Genomic DNA, 18,590 nt, shown 5'->3' on the forward strand with positions numbered 1-18,590 from the left:
CACACACCGGCCAAGGGAGACATCATGCACAGCATACAAAAGATTACCCCGTGTTTATGGTTCAACGGCCACGCCGAGGCGGCGGCCCTGTTTTATACGGGGATATTCCCCAATTCGAAGATCGGCCAGATCCTGCGCTATGGCGAGGAGGGCAAGGAAATCCACGGCCAGGAGCCGGGCAGCGTGCTGACTGTCGCGTTTGAACTCGACGGCCAGACGTTCACGGGTCTGAACGGCGGTCCCTTGTTCCAGTTTTCCGAAGCGATCTCGTTCCAGGTCAATTGCGAAACCCAGGACGAGGTCGACCACTACTGGAACCAGCTGTCCGAAGGCGGGGCGCCGGAAGCGCAGCAGTGCGGCTGGCTCAAGGACCAGTTTGGCGTGTCCTGGCAAATCGTGCCCACCATCATGGTCAAGCTGCTGGGCGATCCCGATCCCGTCAAGGCCCAGCGCGTGATGAAAGCCATGATGGGCATGAAAAAGATCGACATCGACGAGATCAAGCGGGCGTACGCGGGCTAGCCTGGTCCGTCAGGCAGCGGTGCGCCCTGTCCAAGATGGCCGGCTTTTGTTATAGTCCCAGCCATCTTTCCACCGCCTACAGATCCTGCCATGACCACTAGCACCAGCAGCACCATCGCGCCCCGTACCTTCGGCACGCCCCTGTCTTCCACCGCCATCAAAGTCATGCTGCTGGGCTCGGGTGAACTGGGCAAGGAAGTGATCATGTCGCTGCAGCGCCTGGGCGTGGAAGTGATCGCCGTCGACCGCTATCCGAACGCGCCGGGCCACCCGGTGGCGCACCGCTCGCACGTGATCGACATGAGCGACGGCGTGGCCCTGGCCGCCCTGATCGAACTGGAAAAGCCCGATTTGATCGTGCCCGAAATCGAAGCCATCGCCACCGACACCCTGGCGGCGCTGGAAGCGGCCGGGCAAATCACGTGCATCCCGAACGCGCGCGCGGCCGTGCTGACGATGAACCGCGAAGGCATCCGCACGCTGGCGGTCGAAACCCTGGGCGTGGCCACGTCGCCCTACCGCTTCGCCAGCAGTCTGCAGGAGTTGCAGCTTGCCTGCCAGGAGATCGGCTTTCCGTGCGTCGTGAAACCCGTAATGTCGTCGTCGGGCAAGGGCCAGTCCAAGCTCGATGGCGCCGCGGACGTGGACGCGGCATGGGCGTATGCGGCCAGCGGCAGCCGTGTCGATACGGGCCGGGTCATCGTCGAGGGCTTCATCGACTTCGATTACGAAATCACCTTGCTGACCGTGCGTGCCGTCGGCGCTTCGGGACAGATCGAGACGCAGTTCTGCGAGCCGATCGGCCACTTGCAGGTGCATGGCGACTACGTGGAATCGTGGCAGCCGGCCCGCATGTCGCCGCTGGCCCTCGAGCGCTCGCGCGACATCGCGCGCAAGGTGACGGACAACCTGGGCGGCCTGGGCCTGTTCGGCGTGGAGCTGTTCGTCAAGAACGACATGGTGTGGTTCTCGGAAGTGAGTCCCCGTCCGCACGATACGGGCATGGTCACCATGGCCAGCCAGGTGCAGAGCGAATTCGAGCTGCACGCGAAAGCCATCCTCGGCTTGCCCGTCAACGTGGCGCTGCGTTCGCCCGGTGCATCGGCCGTCATCTACGGCCAGCTGGAAGCGAAAGGCATCGCCTTCGAAGGCGTGGCCGACGCCTTGAGCGTGCCGGGCGCGGACTTGCGCCTGTTCGGCAAGCCGGAATCGTTCTCACGCCGCCGCATGGGCGTGGCGCTGGCCACGGCCGACGATATCGACACGGCCCGCGCGCGCGCCGTGCTGGCTGCGTCGAAAGTCAAGCCGGTGGTCCGCTGATGCCAGAGGCCAGCCTGCCGCAGGCCGACGCCGGTGGCGACGACATCAAGCGCAAGCTGCGCGGCCACATCGCGCGGCGCAACCTGGCCGGCGCCGCCAACGATTGCAAGTGGAACGAACTACTGGCTTTCATGCGCGGACGCACCGACTGGGCGCCGTCGTACCGTTACGGCTCCGTCACCGGCTATGTGTCGCGCTGGGATACGGAATGGGATTACCATCCGCCGTTCCCGTTCCTGGGCGTGGAATGGTTCGATATCAGCCTGTACTCGGAAGAACACGTGGCCATGCTGCTGCCCAAGAAAATCATCGACCACGGCGTGTGGATCGTGCCGGAGCTCGAGCGCATCGGTTTCGATTTCGAAGTGCGGGACAGGGTGGCGCGCATCTGGGGCTATTTGCCCCGCAATTATCACGACTTCCCAACCGCCGACTAATTCAAAGACTCTCTCATGCCTGAAAACGATATCCCGCAAGTGCCGCAACCGGACGACGCCGTCGTCGGCAAGGAAGCGGGCGCGCAGATGCTGGCCACGGCGTGCGCCGCGCGCGACGCCTTCTATGCCACATTGGGCGCCGTTGACGCCGACGTGCTGGCGCCGCTGGTCAACCCGGCCTTCATGGGTGGCCCACGCTGGCCATCGTTGCGTCAGGCCTGGCGGGTGATCCGCCGCAATGATTCCATCCTCATCGCCAGCGATGGCTTGAGCGACCCGTTCGAGGATGACGACGACGTTTTTGTCCCGCGCGGCCACCTGCTGGAAGTGTGCATCGAGGCGCCGCTGTCCGCCTTCGACGGCGATCCGGTGCAGGCATCGTGGCTGTTCGATCTGGTCTACCAGGTCAGCCAGAACGTGGCCGACCACGGCTCCATCGATTTGCTGGTGCAGCGCCACGGCAGCGTGTCGATGGCGCTGGACTTGCAAGATGCGCCCAAGGGCCTCGAAGACGAGAATGAACAGGTGGGCGTGCTGCTGGCCCAGGGCGCGAGTACCATCCCCTCATCCTTCGACACACCGTTTGGCGACGTGATGCTGCTGACGCTCACCGTGCTGCAGCCGGCCGAACTGGCATACATCAGCGAGGCCGAAGACAAGGCGCAGGCGCGGCGCGACCTGGCCGCCGCGCTGGCCGCGTCGCCGGCCGGGCATTGGAGCGTGGCCCAGCGGCCGGCCGTCATTCCCCGCTAGGCGGTTCCACGGGCACGGCAGCTGGTGCTTCCGGTTCTTCCGCTTTCGGCGCTTCCTTCGCCTCCACGACGACGGGCGCCGGCGGCGGCTCGCGCCACTTGCCCGCCGCTTTCAGCTTGTTCTTCAGTCCCGGCAAGGGGAAACCCAGCGCATAGGCTTTTTGCGCGTGCGCGCTGGCCTTCTCGTATTCCTTCTTCTTTGCATACATCAGGCCCAGGTTGTATTGAATGGTGGCCTGGTCCGGCGCCAGGCGGCTGGCTGCGTCCAGCTGTTCCAGCGCCATCGCATCCTGGCCCGTCGACAGCAAATAGCTGCCATACACCATGCGCGCCGTCACGTCGTGCGGCGCGAAGGCGATCGCCCGTTCGAAGTAGCAGCTGACCGTGTAGCGGGCGCCCACCGGCTGCGCGCTTTTCAGCCGTAATCCAAGCTTGGCCATCGACGCCAGCGCCCTGTGGTGGTTCGGGAAGTGTTCGAGCGTGTAGCTGATGTCGGCGCCCAGGCTGCCCGTCATGCCTTGCGTGAGCGTTTCCACGGCGCGTGAAAAATGGAATTTCTCGACCACGGACAGACCGTCGCGGTCTTCCGCGCTCGTGTAGTCGCCGCCCGGCGTGCGCTTGACGTAGGGCGGACACTCGGCGGCAGTAGCGCTGGCGCAGCAGGCGGCGAGGGTGCAGGCTAACAAGCAATGCTTCATGTCGGACTCCTGTGGCTGACCTGGTCGAGCAAATCGGCCAGGGCGTTGCTGCGGGCTTGCCGCGATTGCAGGGCGATGGCCGTGGGGCTGGCCAGCGGGGCGCGGCCCTGGCGCGCCAGTTCCAGAAAGCGCAGCAGGGCGCGCGTGCAATCGCCGCTGGACGCCAGCTGGCCGATGGTATCGATGCCGCAGTGGCGCAGCTTGGCCGCGCTGTCGCCGGCCAGGTCGGTCAGCGCGAGGATGGGCCGGCGGCAGCGCAGGTATTCATACAACTTGGCGGGAATCTGTTCGTTGCAGTTGGCCGCCTGCAGCAGCAGCAAGCCGTCGGCGGCCAGCATTTCGCGCAGCGCATCCTCGTGCGGCTGCAACGGTTCCAGGCTCACCAGATCCAGGATGCCGTATTTCGCCAGCAGGTCCGCCAGCCACGCATCGTGGCCCGTGGCGCGCAGCACCAGCTGGAAATTGCGGGCGTGCAGCACGCCGTCGTGGCGCAGGCGGGCCAGGGCTTCGAACAGCGGCTGGGGATCGCGCTCGGATGGGTAGATCACGCCGCTGTGCAGCAGCAGGAAGCGGCTGCGGTGGCCGCGCTGCCCGGCCAACGGCGCGGCGTCTGCGTCATCGTCGTGGCCATTTTCGATCAGGCAGAAGCGCTCGCGCCCCACTTGCGCCAGGCGCCGCTGGTGGGCCGCCATGGCGCCCGGCGTGGTGCAGACGATGGCCGCGCTGCGCGCCGCGATGCGCTGTTCGATCCACGCATGCATGCGGTGCAGGCAGGGCTCGGTCGGATACGGCGCCAGCGGGTCGCTGTCGTCGAGCATGGGGTCGCGCTGGTCGGCGATCCACGGCAGGCCGCTGAGTTTTTGCAGGGTCATCGCGATCAGGTGCGCCGTGGCGATCGGGTATGTCGACCAGATGGCGTCGGGGCGGTATTCGCGGATCATGCGCAGGCCGGCCGGCACGGCGCTCAGCCACCAGGAACTCCAGCGATCGGGCAGCGCCAGGCAGCGCGGATAGCGCCCGGCGATGGACAGATGGCGCGCCGCGTCGAGCGCCAGGGTGCGCCGCACGGTGGCTTGTGTGCCGATCTGCGCCAGTTGCGTATTGCCCCGCTGCGCATACGCGAGCGGCGAGGGGCTGAGCACGAGCGGCTGCCAGCCGCAGTCGGGCAAATGGCGCGCAAAGCCCAGGGTGCGCAGGATGCCGCTGCCGCCGGCAAACGGCGGAAAATGGTAGGCGACCATCAGCACCCGTTTTGGTCGGGCCGCGTTCGGTCGGGCCGCGTTCGGCGAGGTCATTACCATGACTGCAGCCACCGTGCGCACAGCTGTTCGACTTCGCCGCGCCAGGCGGCGCTGGCGAACGTGTGGTTGGCGCCAGCGACCTGCGCCTGCGTCCATTGCGCGCGGGCGGCCACGGCGCGCCAGGCTGTGTCGCCATCGAGCAGGGCTTGCCACTCGCGCGCACCGAGGTCGTCGCCGCTGAGGACCAGCAGCACCTTGCCCTGGAATTGCGCCAGGGCCCGCAGCATGGCCGGCGCGGGCGCATCGTCTTCTTGCGTTGCCGGTTTGTGCGTGGCGGCCGCCACCTGCCGCAGCGAGGCCAGGCTGGCGCCCAGCCGCAGTCCGCCGCTGGCCAGCTTGCGCCAGAAACCGCCTTGCAGCAGGCGTGGCAGATAATAATGGCGCAAGGTGGCGCGCGCCAGGCCGGCGCTGCTGCGCACCCACGGGTTGAGCAGGATCAGGGCTTTGATGCGCGCGTCGCGCGGCGCATGGCAGGCCGCGGCCGTGGCGCCGTCGCACAAGCCCCACAGCGCCACTTCGCGCAAGGCCGGCACGGCGTCGAAGAATTGCGCCAGCGCCCCGGCGATGTCGGGACCGGCGGCGCGGTAATCGCGCGCGCTGCCTTCGCTGTCGCCCATGCCGCGCAAGTCGAAACGCAGCACGGGCCAGCCTTGCGCGGCCAGGGCGCGGGCCAGCAAGACGAACTGGCGGTGGCTGCCGACCCGGTACTGCGGCCCGCCCGTGACGATCAACACGCCGCGCGGACCCGGTGCGTCGGGCAGGCTGAGGATGCCGGCCATGCGTGCCTGCGCCTCGCCGTCGTCAGCGGCACTGCGAAAGCGCAGGGCCAGTTCGCGTACGGCGGGTGCTGCGAGGTGCTGCTGGCTGCTGTCGCGTTTCATGGCGGCGTCCTTTCCTCGCCAAGCCAGTCGCGGCACAGCGCGCGCGTGGCGTCCAGCAGTTGCGGACAAGAGAGCAGCTCGCCGCTGTGCCAGAACGGGCCATCGCCGAAGCTGGCCACGTGGACGGCGGCGCCCTGGTCCCGCCATTGCCGTGCCAGCGGCGGCAAGGGCGCGGCTGCCTGGTCCGGTCCCCGGTAATCGAGCCAATAGACTGGAACGGCAGGCTGCAGCGCGGACGCGCTGACGTCATCGATGGCGTGCGCCAGCGCGGGCGCCAGCAGGTAGCCGGCCACTTCCACAGCTTCGCTTTCTGCCAGTACTGCGCGCGCATGGCCGGGGGCTTCCTGCCCGCCGCCGGCCAGCATGCCGGCCGCCAGGCGCAGGCGCAGGAAGCGGTCGATGACGCGCCGTCCGTCGAGTTCCGGTTGCCACAGCAGCAACCGCGCCAGGGGCAGCGGCGGGTTGCTGGCGAAATCGAGGGCCAGCAGGGCGCCCAGGCGCAAGCCCCATACGGTCAAGGGACCGTCGACCCTTTGCGCCAGCCACGCGCACGCCAGGTGCAGGTCGTTGTGCCAGATATTCCAGCGCGCCTCGCCAAAGTCGCCGCTGCTGTCGCCGCAGCCGAACAGGTCGATCTGCAGCACGCTGTAGCCGGCCGCGGCAAAGGCGCGCGCTTGCGCGGCGGCCACGTGGCGGCTTTTATTCAGTTCTTCCGCGAACGGATGCACGTAGAGGATGCCGCCGCGCGCGGCCTGTCCCGGCGGCGGCAGGTGCAGCAAACAATAGCGCTGGCCGCCGCTGGCGGGCAGGAAGAAGGGCAGCAGCGGCAGCGCGTCGGTGAGGGCGCGGTTCATGGTCGCAGCTTTGCAAACACGAAATCGTGCAGGGTGCCCACGGTGGCGAAGTGGCGTGCGTGGATGTCGTCGTCGGCGACCATGATGCCGAAATGGTCTTCCAGCGCGGCGATCACGCCGATCACGGCCATCGAGTCGAGTTCCGGCACGCTGCCCAGGAGCGGCGTATGGGCTTCCAGCGTGCGCCCGTTCAAGCCCAGGGTGGTGTCGAGGATGTGCTTTACTGCTTCAAGATGCGGCATGTCAGCTCCAGGGAAGGGTAGTGCGGCAGGCGGCTGGTATCGAAGGCCAGGCAGGGGATGTCGTCGGAAAGGCGCGACAGGTGTACATAGGGCGGCAGGCTGGCGGCCATCCATTGCCAGCGCCCGCAGCGCATGAAGGTGGCCGTGCCCAGCGCGTGCGTGCCCAGGCGCGCATGGGCGCCCAGCGAGGCGCGGTTGAAACGCGAGATGCGGCTGCACGACCAGCGCACGCCCTGCGCGTACAGCACGGCGTTGGCTTCTTCCCACAGGCGTGCGAAGACGAGGCCGCCGCGCTGTTCGGGATGCACCCACACGTCGAGGTCCCACGACGACTGGTTTGAGGCCAGCGCATAGCGGGCGCGCACCTCATCTTCCTGGCAGCCGTGGCGCAGCAGCCAGATCCAGCCAACCATGCCGGACTTGTCTCGCGCCACCAGGCATTGCGCACCTTGCCGGTAGCGCTCGCGCAGCGCGCCAGGCCGGCGCTCGGGACCGGGCGGCAAGTCCGCTTCCGCCACGCAGGGCGTGACGGCGATGGACTTGCCGCGCCCGCGGCACAGCGAGCCGGGCGCCACGGCTTGCGCCACAAACTGGTAGCGGTACAGCGCGCAGCGCCCGCCCGGCACCGTTGCCAGCAGCCGCGCCACGGCCAGCCAGGCGCTGTCGCGCCAGCCCAGCTGGGTGACGCTGGCGGCCAGCCGTTGCAGCAAGGGAAATTGCGGGGACAGGGCCATGGTAGTAACGGACGGGGCGGCTATGCAGCCAACGCTGTCCATTAGAGCGCAGCGGCCTGTGGCCGATGTTGCGCAGCCTCAAGCATTGCGCCAGATAGGCCACCGTCCGTCGGGAGAGGTGCTTGCTTGATAAAAATCAACACTGCCGCGCCCGTTTATCCCAATCATAGGGGGATGCATGGCAATCATGGCAACCCTGGGGCGACACGATGGCGACACTGATACACGATCTGATCTTCGAAACGGCGCAGCGCGCGCCCCACGCGCCGGCCCTGTCGTGGCAGGGCGAGGAGCTCAGCTATGCCGCGCTGGCGCAGTCCGTGCGCGAGGCGGCCGCGACCCTGTTGACCCTGGGCTTGCAAGGTGGCGCGCGCGTGGCCGTGTACCTGGAGAAACGCCCGGAAAACGTCAGCGCCATGTTCGGCGCGGCGGCGGCCGGCGGCGTGTTCGTGCCCGTCAATCCGCTGCTCAAGCCTGACCAGGTGGCGTATATCCTGGCCGACTGCAACGTGGCCATCCTCGTCACGTCGCGCGAACGCCTGGCGCAGCTGGGCCCCGCGCTGGCCGCCTGTCCGGACTTACGGACGGTGCTGCTGACGGGCGAAGCGGAGGCGGAGTCCAGCCTGGGCAAGGTGCGCGTGCTGCCGTGGAGCGCGGTCTCCGCCGCCAGCGTGCCCGCGCCCATGCCCCATGCGGCGATCGACGTGGACATGGCCGCCATTCTATATACCTCGGGCAGCACGGGACGGCCGAAAGGCGTGGTGCTGTCGCACCGCAACATGCTGGCGGGCGCGCTCAGCGTGTCGGGCTATTTGCGCAACACGCCGCAGGACCGCATCCTGTGCGTCCTGCCGCTCAGCTTTGATTACGGCCTGAGCCAGCTGACGACGGCGTTCGCCAGCGGCGCCTGCGCCGTGCTGATGAATTACCTGCTGCTGCGCGATATCGTCGAAACCGTCGAGCAGGAAGCCATCACGGGTCTGGCCGCCGTGCCGCCGCTGTGGGTGCAGCTGTCGCAGCTGAGCTGGCCCTTGTCCACGCCCTTGCGCTACATCACCAATTCGGGCGGCGTGATGCAGCGTTCCACGCTCGACCGGCTGCGCCTGTCGCTGCCGCGCGTGCAAGTCTACCTGATGTATGGCTTGACGGAAGCGTTCCGCTCGACCTATTTGGCGCCGGAACAGCTGGAGCGGCGCCCCGATTCCATCGGGCAAGCGATCCCGAACGCGGAAGTGCTGGTGCTGCGTTCCGACGGCAGCGTGTGCGACGCCGACGAGCCGGGCGAACTCGTGCACCGTGGCGCGCTGGTGGCGCTCGGCTACTGGAACGACGCGGCGCGCACGGCCGAACGCTTCAAGCCGCTGCCGCCGCAGGCAAGCGGCCTGGTGCTGCCGGAGCTGGCCGTCTGGTCGGGCGACACGGTGCGCCGCGATGCGGAAGGCTATCTGTATTTCGTGGGGCGCAGCGACGACATGATCAAGACGTCGGGCTACCGGGTCAGCCCGGCCGAGATCGAGGAAGTCGCGTATGCGAGCGGACTGGTGGGCGATGCCGCCGCGCTGGGCCTGCCCCATGCCGTGCTGGGCCAGGCCATCGCTTTGCTCGTCACGCCCGCGCCCGGTGTGGAATTGCAGCGCGACAGCGTGCTGGCCGCCTGCCGCGCGCGTTTGCCCAGCTATATGGTGCCGCTGTGGGTGGAGATCCGCGACGGCGTGCTGCCGCGCAATCCGAACGGCAAGATCGACCGCCCCTTGCTGGCCCGGGAACTGGCGCGCGCGTATGCGGTCCAAACAGGAGACGCGGCATGAAGGACTTGATTCGCTCGAACAGTACGGAATTGCCCTTGCACTCGGCCTTGGGCCAGCAGTTTGCCATGGACGGCAACATGCTGCAGGTCGGCGGTATTTCTTTGCGCCGGCTGGCGCAGAGGGTGGGCGGCACGCCGTTCTATGCCTATGACCGCGCGCATATCACGCGCCGCGTGGCGCAATTGCGCGCCGCCTTGCCCGCCGGCGTGCATGTGCATTACGCGATGAAGGCCAACCCCATGCCGGCCGTGGTGCAATGGCTGGCGGGCCTGGTCGACGGCATCGACGTGGCCTCGGGCGGCGAACTGGCCACGGCGCTCGATACGCCGATGGCGCCGGAGCGCATCAGTTTTGCGGGACCGGGCAAGAGCGATGGCGAACTGGCGCGGGCCGTGGCCGCTGGCGTATTGATCAACGTGGAGTCGGGCGCCCAGCTGGAAAGGGTGGCACTGGCCAGCGAACGGCTGGGCATGACGGCCAAGGTGGCCGTACGCGTGAATCCCGATTTCGCCTTGCGCCGCACGGGCATGCGCATGGGCGGCGGCGCGCAGCCGTTTGGCGTCGATGCGGCCCTCGTGCCGGCGCTGCTGGGCCGCATCGGTCAGCTGGGGCTGGATTTTCACGGCTTTCACCTGTATGCGGGTTCGCAAAGCCTGTCGGCGGTGGCCCTGGCTGAAGCGCAGGCCCTGAGCGTGCAACTGGCCCTGCAACTGGCCGACAGCGCGCCGTCGCCCTTGCGCACCCTGAATATCGGCGGCGGCTTCGGCGTGCCGTATTTTCCCGGCGACCAGGCGCTGGACCTGGCGCCCGTGGCGGACGGCTTGCAGCGGCAGCTCGATCTGCTGGCCCAGGCGGCGCCCGGCGCGCGCCTGAACCTGGAGTTGGGCCGTTATCTGGTGGCCGAGGCCGGTATTTATGTATGCAAAGTACTCGAACGCAAGGTGTCGCATGGACAAGTATTTCTTGTCACGGATGGCGGCTTGCACCACCACTTGGCGGCCTCGGGCAATTTTGGCCAGCTGATCCGCAAGAATTATCCGGTCGCTATCGGCAACCGGCTGCACGGCGGGGCGCGCGAAGTGGCCTCCGTCGTGGGACCGTTGTGCACGCCGCTGGACTTGCTGGCCGACCAGATGGAGATGGCGCGCGCCGAGGAGGGCGACCTGGTGGTGGTGTTCCAGTCGGGCGCGTATGGATTGACGGCCAGCCCGACGGCCTTTCTCGGCCATCCGCTGCCGGCCGAGGTGCTCGTATGAGCGGCCTGTGCGGTTGGCTGGCGGCGCTTGGCGGGGCTGCGGGTTCTGTCGCTGCCGATGCCGATGCCAGTGGCGCCGCGCTGGCCGGCATGGCCGCGCCCCTGTCGCGTTTCGATAGGGCCCCCCTGACTGCCTGCGTGAGCGAAGTGGGCGGCGTGGCCGTGGCCGCCATCGACGGCAGCCGCCATGTGTATCAGCAGGATGGCTTGCAGGTCGCCATCTGGGGCCGGCCCATGCTTGACGGTTCGGCCGATGACGTGGCAAGCCGCCTCGCTTCCCTTTGGCTGAGCCGGGGCGTGGCGGCCTGCGCCAGCCTGTCCGGGCCATTTGCTATAGCTATCCTCGACTCTTTTTCCGGCTCGGCCCTGCTGGCAGTGGACCGCGCCGGAATCCACCCCCTCAGTTATGCGAGCAACGCGCAAGGCCTGTTCTTTGCTTCCTCGCATGACGCCTTGCTGGCCCATCCGTCCGTGCGGGGCGCGCTCGATCCGCAAGCGCTGTATCACTACCTGTTCTTCCACATGGTGCCCGGCCCGGCCACGGCTTACCTGGGCCAGCAGCGCTTGCTGCCCGGCGAATACCTGCATGTGCGCGGCGGCAAGCAATGCAAGGGCAGTTACTGGCAGCTGGCTTTCCAGGAGCCGGGCGCGGCGCGCACGCGGGCCAGCTTTGCCAGCAACAAGCAGGAATTCCTGCGCCTGCTGCGCCAGTCCGTGGAAAGCAGCCTGGGCGCGGATGGCGCGGACACGGGCGCGTTTCTCAGCGGCGGCACGGACAGTTCCACCGTGGCCGCCATCATGGGGCAAGTGACGGGCCGGCCGGCGCGCACGTATTCCATCGGTTTCGACGCGCCCGGCTATGACGAAATGGCGTATGCGCGCCTGGCCGCCAGTCACGCGGGCAGCATCCACCACGAGCGCTACGTGACGCCAGCCGATGTGCTGGCCGCCATTCCCGCCATGGCGGCCATCTTCGACCAGCCTTTCGGCAACGCCTCGGCCATTCCCGCCTTTTACTGCGCGCAGATGGCGCGCGAGGATGGCGTAACGCGCTTGCTCGGCGGCGACGGCGGCGATGAATTGTTTGGCGGCAATGAGCGCTATGCGCATCAGGCCTTGCTTTCGCAGTACGAGCGCTTGCCCGCCATGCTGCGCCAGGCCATCATCGAGCCGCTGCTGTTCCGCGAGCGCACGGGCAAGCCGTGGCGGCTGGGCGACAAGGCGCGCCGCTACATCGAGCTGTCGAGCCTGCCGCTGCCGGCCCGGCTCGACAGCTACAACCTGCTGCTGCGCCATGGCCACCGCACGGTGCTGGAAGCGGGGTTCATCGACACCATCGACCCGGGCATGGCGCCCGGTTGCGTGAATGGCGCGTATTGGGAGCGGCAAGGCCAGGGCTTGAGCCAAATCAATGAGCTGCTGGCGCTCGACATGCGTTTTACTTTGGCCGACAACGACCTGTTCAAGGTGCGCAAGGCCTGCGAGCTGGCTGGCGTGGAAGCGGCGTTTCCCTTCCTGCACGATGCGATGGTGGCGTTTGCCGCCCGCCTGGCGCCACGCGACAAGCTCGACGGCATGCGGCTGCGGCCCTTCTTCAAGCGGGCGCTGGCGGAAATCTTGCCGCCCGCCATCGTGCGCAAGAAAAAGCACGGCTTCGGCTTGCCTTTCGGCCTGTGGCTGCACAGTCATCCGCCGCTGCGCGAGTTTGCATTCGACAACCTCACGCAGCTGCGCGGACGCGGCATCGTGCGGCCCGCCTTCATCGACGATCTGCAAGGGCGCTTGCTGGCGGAACATCCGGCCTATCACGGCACCATGGTGTGGCTGCTGCTGATGCTGGAACAGTGGCTCAGCCAGCATCCAGGCGCGCTGGGTGCGCTTGCCGGCGGTTTTGCCGCATGCGCCACAGAAACGCCAGCCGTCCTCGATCCCACGGCGTAAAGCGGGGCAACTGCAGCAGGTCGAGCCCCGCGCCGGGGCGCGCCACGCCCCAGTCCGTGGCCACGGCCGCCTGGAAACCGAGGCTTTTGACCATCGCCACGTGCGGCGCGCCATAGTCGCGCCCGGCCTTGCCGTTCGGATATGCAAACAGAGTGACGGGCGCCTGGATCAAACTTTCCAGCTGGCGCTTGCCGTCGGCGATGTTTTGCCGCGCCGCGTGGTCCGGCAAGGTGGACAAAATCGGATGGCTGTCCGTGTGCGCGCCCACCTCCATGCCGGCCGCATGCAGCTGGTGCAGCTGCGCCGTGTTCAGCATGGCGGGCGGACCTGCCAGGACGCCCGCCTGGCGGCGTATCCGCATGGCCAGCTGCTGGCGCTTGGCGAACGGCAGGTATTTGAGCTGCCCCAGCAGGGTGGCGATGGCCGCTTGCCGCTGCGCCAGGCTGGCGACGGGGAACGTCCCCAGCTCGTGTTTGCGCAAGTCCAGCACGGGCCCGGCCGCCTGGCGCACGGCGTCGATCACCGTGTCGTTCCACATCTGCCCGCCGTCCAGGTAGCCCGTGGCGATGAAAAACGTGGCGTGCATGCCATGGCGCTGCAGTAGCGGCAGGGCGACTTGCGCATTGTCCGCATAACCGTCGTCGAAGGTGATGCAGGCGGCGCGCTGCGGCAGGTTGCCATTCTGCAAACGCTGCACGGCATCGCTCAGCGACAGCGGCGTATAGAAGCGTTTCAGCAGGCGCAGCTGGCGCTCGAACAGCACGGCGTCCACTTCGCCGGGAAACAGCGGGTCGGGCCGCGCCAGCACGCGGTGGTAGATCAGGATGGACAAGGTGGCTGTCATGGCTGCTCCACGATGGCGGCCCGGGGCCTGGCCTGGCGGGAAGTAGAGGTGAGGGTGGGCACCTGCCGCTCGACGATGATGCGCGTGGCGATCAGGGCGGCCATCAGGTAATACGGCATGTCGAAATACAGCAGGCTGAGGAAGGCGCCACCCACGGCAAAGCCGATCAGGCTGGCCTGGCTCATGGTGGCCAGGCCATGCGCCCAGCGCAGTTCCGGCTTGCCCCGCGTGCGGCGGATGATGGCGGCGGCCGTGCGCCAGGTGGCGATGCCCAGCGCCAGGTAAATCAGCAAGCCGACAAAGCCGTGTTCGCCCAGTGCCTGGAAATAGATGCTGTGCGCCGCATGCACGTCCATGGGGTTGGGCGCATAGCGGGCAAAGATGGCCGCGTCGGAGACGTCGAAGCCGCCGCCGGGAAAACGGTCGCGTGCCAAATTCCAGGCCATGCGCCAGGCATTCAGGCGGCCCATGGCGGAGACATCGTCCTGATAGGTGTTGATGGTGTCCATGCGTTCGGCCCAGCGCTCGGGCATGAAGGCCAGCAGCAGCGGCGCGACGGCGCCGAGCAGTGCGCCCAGCACCATCTTGCGGTCGCTTTTCAGCCACATGAACAGGCCCATGGCGGCAATGGCAAGCAGCCCGCCGCGCGAATACGAGCCCAGCGCCGCCAGGGCCGACAACAGCATCGCCGCGGACAAGCCGTGGCGCACCCAGCGTTTATCCGTGTTTTGCTGCAGATAATACATGAGGGGGATGGTGATGATCAGGGCCAGGGCCAGCGCATTGTTATCCCCGATAAACGTTTCTTCCGGCCCCCATACCCGGTCCGTGCCGCCGCTGCGGATGGTGAAGATGCCGCCTTTCACGCCGTAATAGCCGATCGACCCCACCAGCACCCAGATCAGGCGCACGATGTCGCGCCGTGTGCGTATCACCATCATGATGACAAAGCTCATCAGCATGATCTTCATCACCTTGTTCCACTGCACCCATGACGATTCCGGAATCAGGGCGAACGGGGCCGTGACATTCATCCACATGACGAACAGCAGCAGCAGCACGCTGACGGGCGTGAGCGGCAGGTTTTTCGGCTCGCGCGTCATGACGAGGCTGATCAGGGTGGCGATGGCGATGATGAAGGCGAACGGCATGTGCGTGGCAAAGCCCCAGCCCTGCGTGTGCGGGTTCATCACGCTGACCCAGACCCACATCAGGCCGCCGGTGGCAGGGGCCTTCAGGATGAAGGGCAGCGAGCCCAGGATGATGATGGTAATCAGTATGTCGCGCATGAAGGGAGACGCTCCTGGTTGTGCCCGGGTTGGCAAGGTCTTGATGCCTGTCAACGGGCTGGCGGGCAGGCTCAGTACACTGGATCAACACTGCTTGAGTACATAGTTTTGTCATGGTAAGACCAAGGAGGCATGTCCTTGTTGACCGTTCTCATGGCGACCTACAATGGCGCCGGCACCTTGCCCCAGGTATTGCGCGCCTACATGGGGTTGCGAGCCCCCGTGGGCGGCTGGCGCCTGATCATCGCCGACAATGGCAGCACGGACGCCACGGCCCAGGTGATCGCCGCCTTCCGCGGCCGCTTGCCCTTGCGTTCCGTCTACGTGGCGCGGCGCGGCCGCAGTCCCGCCCTGAACGGGGCCGTCGAACACGCCTTGCGTTCAAGCGGCGATGGCGGCGAGCTGTTCGTGTTTGGCGATGACGACGCCATGCCCGCATCAGATTGGCTGTGCCGCTTGCAGGACAGCGCGCGCGCTCACCCCGGCTACGCCCTGTTCGGCGGCGCCATCGTGCCTGCCTGGCGGGAAAAGCCGGAAGACTGGCTGCTGCGACTGACTCCCGTTGGTTTGACGTGGGGCATCACCAGCCCCGATTTGCGCGACGCGCCCATCTATCCGGGCCTGGTCTGGGGCGCCAACATGGCGATACGCCGCCGCATCTTCGAGGCGGGCGCCCGCTATGACGAAAGCATCGGCCCGCAGGGCGCCAACTACGCCATGGGCAGCGAGACCCGGCTCAACCTGGAGATGCATGCGGCCGGCAATCCTTCCTGGTTCTGTCCGCAAGCAAGGGTGGCGCACATCATCCGCGCCCCGCAAGTGCAGCGAGCCTGGATACTTCGCCGCGCCATGCTGTTTGGCCGGGGCCAATGCCGGCTGGCGACATTTGCACCGAGCGTGGAGTTACTGGGCGTACCGCGCTGGATGCTGGGCAGATACGTGCGCGATTCCCTCGGCGCCGTGCGGGCCTGGCTGCGGCGCGACCACGCCGACCTGTTCCTGCACCATTGGGAACGGGCCTGGCTGCGCGGCTTTTTCCATGAAGCGTGGCGCGGACGGCGCAAACGCTTGCCGCGCATCGTCATCAGCAGTTATTCGGGTGAACTGGGCGGCATGGAGCTGCGCATGGCGCAAGAGGCGAAAGTGCTGGGTGCGAGCGGCTATGACAGCGTGCTGGCCCTGCGGCGCTTTCCCGGTTTTACTGCCTGGGTGCAAGGTTTGCGCGCGCAGCATCTGCAAGTACGCGTGTACGAGCCGCCCTTGTTTCTCGAACACTGGGCCTGGCGGCGCTGGAACTGGCTGCGCGCCAGGGTCACGGGAGCGTGGCGGCTGCGGCGGCTGCGGCCCGACCTCGTCCACGTGGCGTTTTGCTGGACCAGCTATGGCGCTTCCATCCTGTGGCTGGCGCGGCAATGCCGGCTGCCGGCCGTGATCAGCGTGCACAATGCGTTCCCGCTGGAAGCGTTCAGCGACTGGCAGCGGCCCCGGCTGCAGGAAGCGTTCCGCACCGTCAAAGGCGTGTATGCCGTGTCGCCGTCGGCCATGTGGCATTTTCTCGCGCTGTATCGCGGCATGCTGAATCCGGAAACGCGGCTGGCCGTCATTCCCAACGGTGTCGATACGGATACTTTTATCGCCTCGCCCGAACGGCGGATACTGGCGCGCAAGCAGCTGGGGCTGCCGCCGGACGCGCTCGTGCTCGGCTGCGTGGCCCGGCTCTCCGCGCAAAAGCGCCCGCAGGCGCTGCTGGCCCTGTTCGCCAGGCTGGCCAAGCAATTTCCCAATCTATATTTAGTGCTGGTGGGCACGGGGCCGCTGGAAGCCATGCTGCGGCTGCAGGCGCAGCAATCGGGCTTGCAGGACAGGATCGTGTTTGCCGGCTTCCAGCAGCGTGTCGAGTTGCTGATGCCGGCCTTCGACCTGCATGTGCTCCTCAGTAAAAACGAAGGCTTCGGCATCGCCACGATCGAGGCCATGGCTTGCGGCGTGCCGGCCGTGGGGACGGACGTGCCGGGCACCCACGATATCCTGCATGATAGCGAAGGCGGGCTGCTGCTGCCGCTCGAGGACGAGCACGCCGCCTGCGCTGCCGTGGCGCAACTGCTGATGGACGCGCCCCGGCGCGCCCGCATGGGACGGCTGGCGCGCGAAGAAACCGTGCAGCGCTATTCGATGCCGCGCCTGGAACGCCAGCTGCGCGCGTTTTACGCCGGCCTCGTGTAGGCGCGGGCAGCCCGCATGAGCGCCACCCGCCACTCGTTTTTCTTCTCGTTCGCCGAAAAATACACGGTGCTTCTGCTGGGCATCGTCGCCACCATGGTGCTGTCGCGTTTGCTGACGCCGGCCGAAGTGGGCGTGTATTCGCTGGGCGCCGTGCTGGTGGCGCTGGCGCAAGTGGTGCGCGACTTTGGCGTGGGGCAATACCTGATCCAGGAAAAACAGCTCGATACGGTGAAATTGCGGGCCGCGCTGGCCACCAGCCTGCTCGTCGCCTGGCTGCTGGCAGGGTTGGTGCTGCTGGCCAGCGCGCCGCTCGCGCAGTTCTATGGCGAACCCCGGCTGACCCTCGTGCTGCGCTTGCTGGCGATCAATTTCCTGTTGATACCGTTCAGCGCCTTGACGTTACCGATGTTGCGCCGGCAACTGCGCTTTCGCGCCATCTATGCCATCAATGCGGCCAATAGCGTCGTCAACCTGCTGGTGGCCGTGCTGCTGGCGATGCAGGGCTACAGCTACATGAGCATGGTGTGGGCGGCGCTGGCCGGTTCCTGCGCGTCGCTGCTGGTGAGCCTGCTGGTGCGGCCTGCAGAGTTACCATGGTTGCCGGGACGGCGCGGCATGGGCGATATCGCCCGCTTTGGCGCGTATGCGACGGGGGGCGGCCTCGTCGACGAGGCGGGCGTGGCGGCGCCGGACCTGATCATCGGCAAGTTGATCGGCATTGAAAGCCTGGCCCTGTTCGGCAAGGCGCAAAGCGTACTGAATATCTTTAACCAGGCCATCACCAGCGCGATTTCTCCCGTCGTGTTTCCCCTGTTCGCGGCCCGCGCAAGGGGGGAAGGGGGGCAGGGCGGGGCGGAGCTCGTGTATCTGCGCACGATCAGTTACATGACGGCGCTGGCATGGCCGTTTTTTCTCTTTCTCTCCTGCATGGCTTTGCCCTTGGTCAAGGTGTTGTATGGCACGCAATGGTTAGGCTGTGTGCCCTTGATACGCATCATGTGCCTGTCCTCGGCCGTGTATAGCATGTTCAGCATGGCCCGCTACCTGTTCGTGGCGACGGGCCAGCTGCATGCGCAGGTGCGGCTCGATGCCTGCGCCGGCGTCATCAAAGTAGCGCTGCTGCTGGCCGCAGCGCCGTTCGGTCTGGTGGCCGTGGCCTGGGCCGTGGTGCTCAGCAATGTGCTGCGCAGCTGGCTGAACTACAACTGCCTGCGGCGCTTGAGCGCACTCGACTGGCGCATCCTGGCGCGGGCAGTGCGCAAGAGTTCGCTGCTCTGCGGTGTCAGCGCCGTTGCGCCCGTCGCTTCGCTGCTGTGGCTGCCAACGGACACCCCGGCGCTGCTGGCGCTGATGGGCACGGCGCTGGCTACCTTGCTGTGCTGGCTGGCCGGTCTGTTCCTGTTGAAACATGAACTCGCTGGCGAGTTTCTGTTGTTGCAACGCAAGCTCGCTGGCCGATGGCTGGCAGTCAAATGCACGAAAGGATGAC

General features: G+C 67.0%; 17 protein-coding genes. 9 read left to right on the plus strand and 8 right to left on the minus strand.

The annotated features are described in order from the left end of the window. The first annotated feature begins 24 nt into the window (after positions 1-24). The 4 genes from AC54AG_RS06255 to AC54AG_RS06270 all read left to right on the plus strand — a co-directional run bounded on the left by AC54AG_RS06255 (position 25) and on the right by AC54AG_RS06270 (position 3,032). On the plus strand, positions 25-522 hold the full coding sequence (locus tag AC54AG_RS06255) for a VOC family protein (RefSeq protein ID WP_485883022.1): 498 nt from the start codon (positions 25-27) through the stop codon (positions 520-522). Between the two features lie 90 nt (positions 523-612). Continuing rightward, positions 613-1,842 carry a formate-dependent phosphoribosylglycinamide formyltransferase gene (purT, locus tag AC54AG_RS06260; protein ID WP_496629751.1) on the plus strand — a complete coding sequence of 410 codons (1,230 nt, stop codon included), beginning with the start codon at positions 613-615 and terminating at the stop codon, positions 1,840-1,842. Then, the gene (locus tag AC54AG_RS06265; protein ID WP_034748464.1) at positions 1,842-2,279 is read left to right on the plus strand and encodes a DUF6678 family protein; all 438 of its coding nucleotides are present in this window, start codon (positions 1,842-1,844) and stop codon (positions 2,277-2,279) included. The genes purT and AC54AG_RS06265 overlap by 1 nt, the downstream gene beginning before the upstream one ends. Positions 2,280-2,294: 15 nt before the next feature. Next, positions 2,295-3,032, plus strand: coding sequence for a hypothetical protein (locus AC54AG_RS06270; protein WP_496629752.1), 738 nt, complete (start codon positions 2,295-2,297; stop codon positions 3,030-3,032). Here the strand turns inward: AC54AG_RS06270 and AC54AG_RS06275 are convergent. Genes AC54AG_RS06275 through AC54AG_RS06300 form a run of 6 tightly spaced genes read right to left on the minus strand, consistent with a single transcriptional unit; the run spans position 3,019 to position 7,741 of the window. After that, positions 3,019-3,729, minus strand: coding sequence for an ABC transporter permease (locus AC54AG_RS06275; protein WP_496629753.1), 711 nt, complete (start codon positions 3,727-3,729; stop codon positions 3,019-3,021). The genes AC54AG_RS06270 and AC54AG_RS06275 overlap by 14 nt on opposite strands. Next, entirely contained in the window at positions 3,726-5,024 is a 1,299-nt protein-coding gene (locus AC54AG_RS06280) for a glycosyltransferase (protein WP_496629754.1), read from the minus strand. The genes AC54AG_RS06275 and AC54AG_RS06280 overlap by 4 nt, the downstream gene beginning before the upstream one ends. Next, on the minus strand, positions 5,024-5,911 hold the full coding sequence (locus AC54AG_RS06285) for a hydrolase 1, exosortase A system-associated (RefSeq protein WP_496629755.1): 888 nt from the start codon (positions 5,909-5,911) through the stop codon (positions 5,024-5,026). Before AC54AG_RS06285 ends, AC54AG_RS06280 begins: the two co-directional genes overlap by 1 nt. After that, entirely contained in the window at positions 5,908-6,765 is an 858-nt protein-coding gene (locus tag AC54AG_RS06290; protein ID WP_496629756.1) for a hydrolase 2, exosortase A system-associated, read from the minus strand. Before AC54AG_RS06290 ends, AC54AG_RS06285 begins: the two co-directional genes overlap by 4 nt. Then, positions 6,762-7,007 carry an acyl carrier protein gene (locus AC54AG_RS06295; RefSeq protein ID WP_496629757.1) on the minus strand — a complete coding sequence of 82 codons (246 nt, stop codon included), beginning with the start codon at positions 7,005-7,007 and terminating at the stop codon, positions 6,762-6,764. Before AC54AG_RS06295 ends, AC54AG_RS06290 begins: the two co-directional genes overlap by 4 nt. After that, on the minus strand, positions 6,986-7,741 hold the full coding sequence (locus tag AC54AG_RS06300; protein WP_496629758.1) for a GNAT family N-acetyltransferase: 756 nt from the start codon (positions 7,739-7,741) through the stop codon (positions 6,986-6,988). The genes AC54AG_RS06295 and AC54AG_RS06300 overlap by 22 nt, the downstream gene beginning before the upstream one ends. Before the next feature lie 209 nt (positions 7,742-7,950). Here AC54AG_RS06300 and AC54AG_RS06305 point away from each other — a divergent pair, with 209 nt between their 5' ends. From AC54AG_RS06305 to AC54AG_RS06315, 3 genes are read left to right on the plus strand one after another with little or no spacing between them, the layout of a single operon-like run. Then, positions 7,951-9,549, plus strand: coding sequence for an acyl-CoA ligase (AMP-forming), exosortase A system-associated (locus AC54AG_RS06305; RefSeq protein ID WP_496629759.1), 1,599 nt, complete (start codon positions 7,951-7,953; stop codon positions 9,547-9,549). After that, positions 9,546-10,805: a pyridoxal-dependent decarboxylase, exosortase A system-associated gene (locus tag AC54AG_RS06310; protein WP_496629760.1), complete on the plus strand. Its 1,260-nt coding sequence runs from the start codon at positions 9,546-9,548 to the stop codon at positions 10,803-10,805. Before AC54AG_RS06305 ends, AC54AG_RS06310 begins: the two co-directional genes overlap by 4 nt. Next, entirely contained in the window at positions 10,802-12,745 is a 1,944-nt protein-coding gene (locus tag AC54AG_RS06315; protein WP_496629761.1) for an asparagine synthetase B family protein, read from the plus strand. The genes AC54AG_RS06310 and AC54AG_RS06315 overlap by 4 nt, the downstream gene beginning before the upstream one ends. On the opposite strand, the gene AC54AG_RS06320 is transcribed toward AC54AG_RS06315, so the two are convergent. Together AC54AG_RS06320 and AC54AG_RS06325 are read right to left on the minus strand one after the other, a co-directional pair. Next, positions 12,654-13,589, minus strand: a complete 936-nt coding sequence (locus AC54AG_RS06320; RefSeq protein WP_496629762.1) for a polysaccharide deacetylase family protein — start codon at positions 13,587-13,589, stop codon at positions 12,654-12,656. The genes AC54AG_RS06315 and AC54AG_RS06320 overlap by 92 nt on opposite strands. Then, positions 13,586-14,878, minus strand: coding sequence for a putative O-glycosylation ligase, exosortase A system-associated (locus tag AC54AG_RS06325; protein WP_496629763.1), 1,293 nt, complete (start codon positions 14,876-14,878; stop codon positions 13,586-13,588). Before AC54AG_RS06325 ends, AC54AG_RS06320 begins: the two co-directional genes overlap by 4 nt. Before the next feature lie 138 nt (positions 14,879-15,016). On the opposite strand from AC54AG_RS06325, the gene AC54AG_RS06330 reads away from it, so the two are divergent. Both AC54AG_RS06330 and AC54AG_RS06335 read left to right on the plus strand, forming a co-directional pair. Further along, positions 15,017-17,101: a glycosyltransferase gene (locus AC54AG_RS06330; protein ID WP_496629764.1), complete on the plus strand. Its 2,085-nt coding sequence runs from the start codon at positions 15,017-15,019 to the stop codon at positions 17,099-17,101. Positions 17,102-17,116: 15 nt separating this feature from the next. Beyond that, on the plus strand, positions 17,117-18,589 hold the full coding sequence (locus tag AC54AG_RS06335; RefSeq protein WP_331776682.1) for a lipopolysaccharide biosynthesis protein: 1,473 nt from the start codon (positions 17,117-17,119) through the stop codon (positions 18,587-18,589). Position 18,590: the final 1 nt, after the last annotated feature.

Source organism: Janthinobacterium sp. BCJ23, assembly GCF_059617945.1.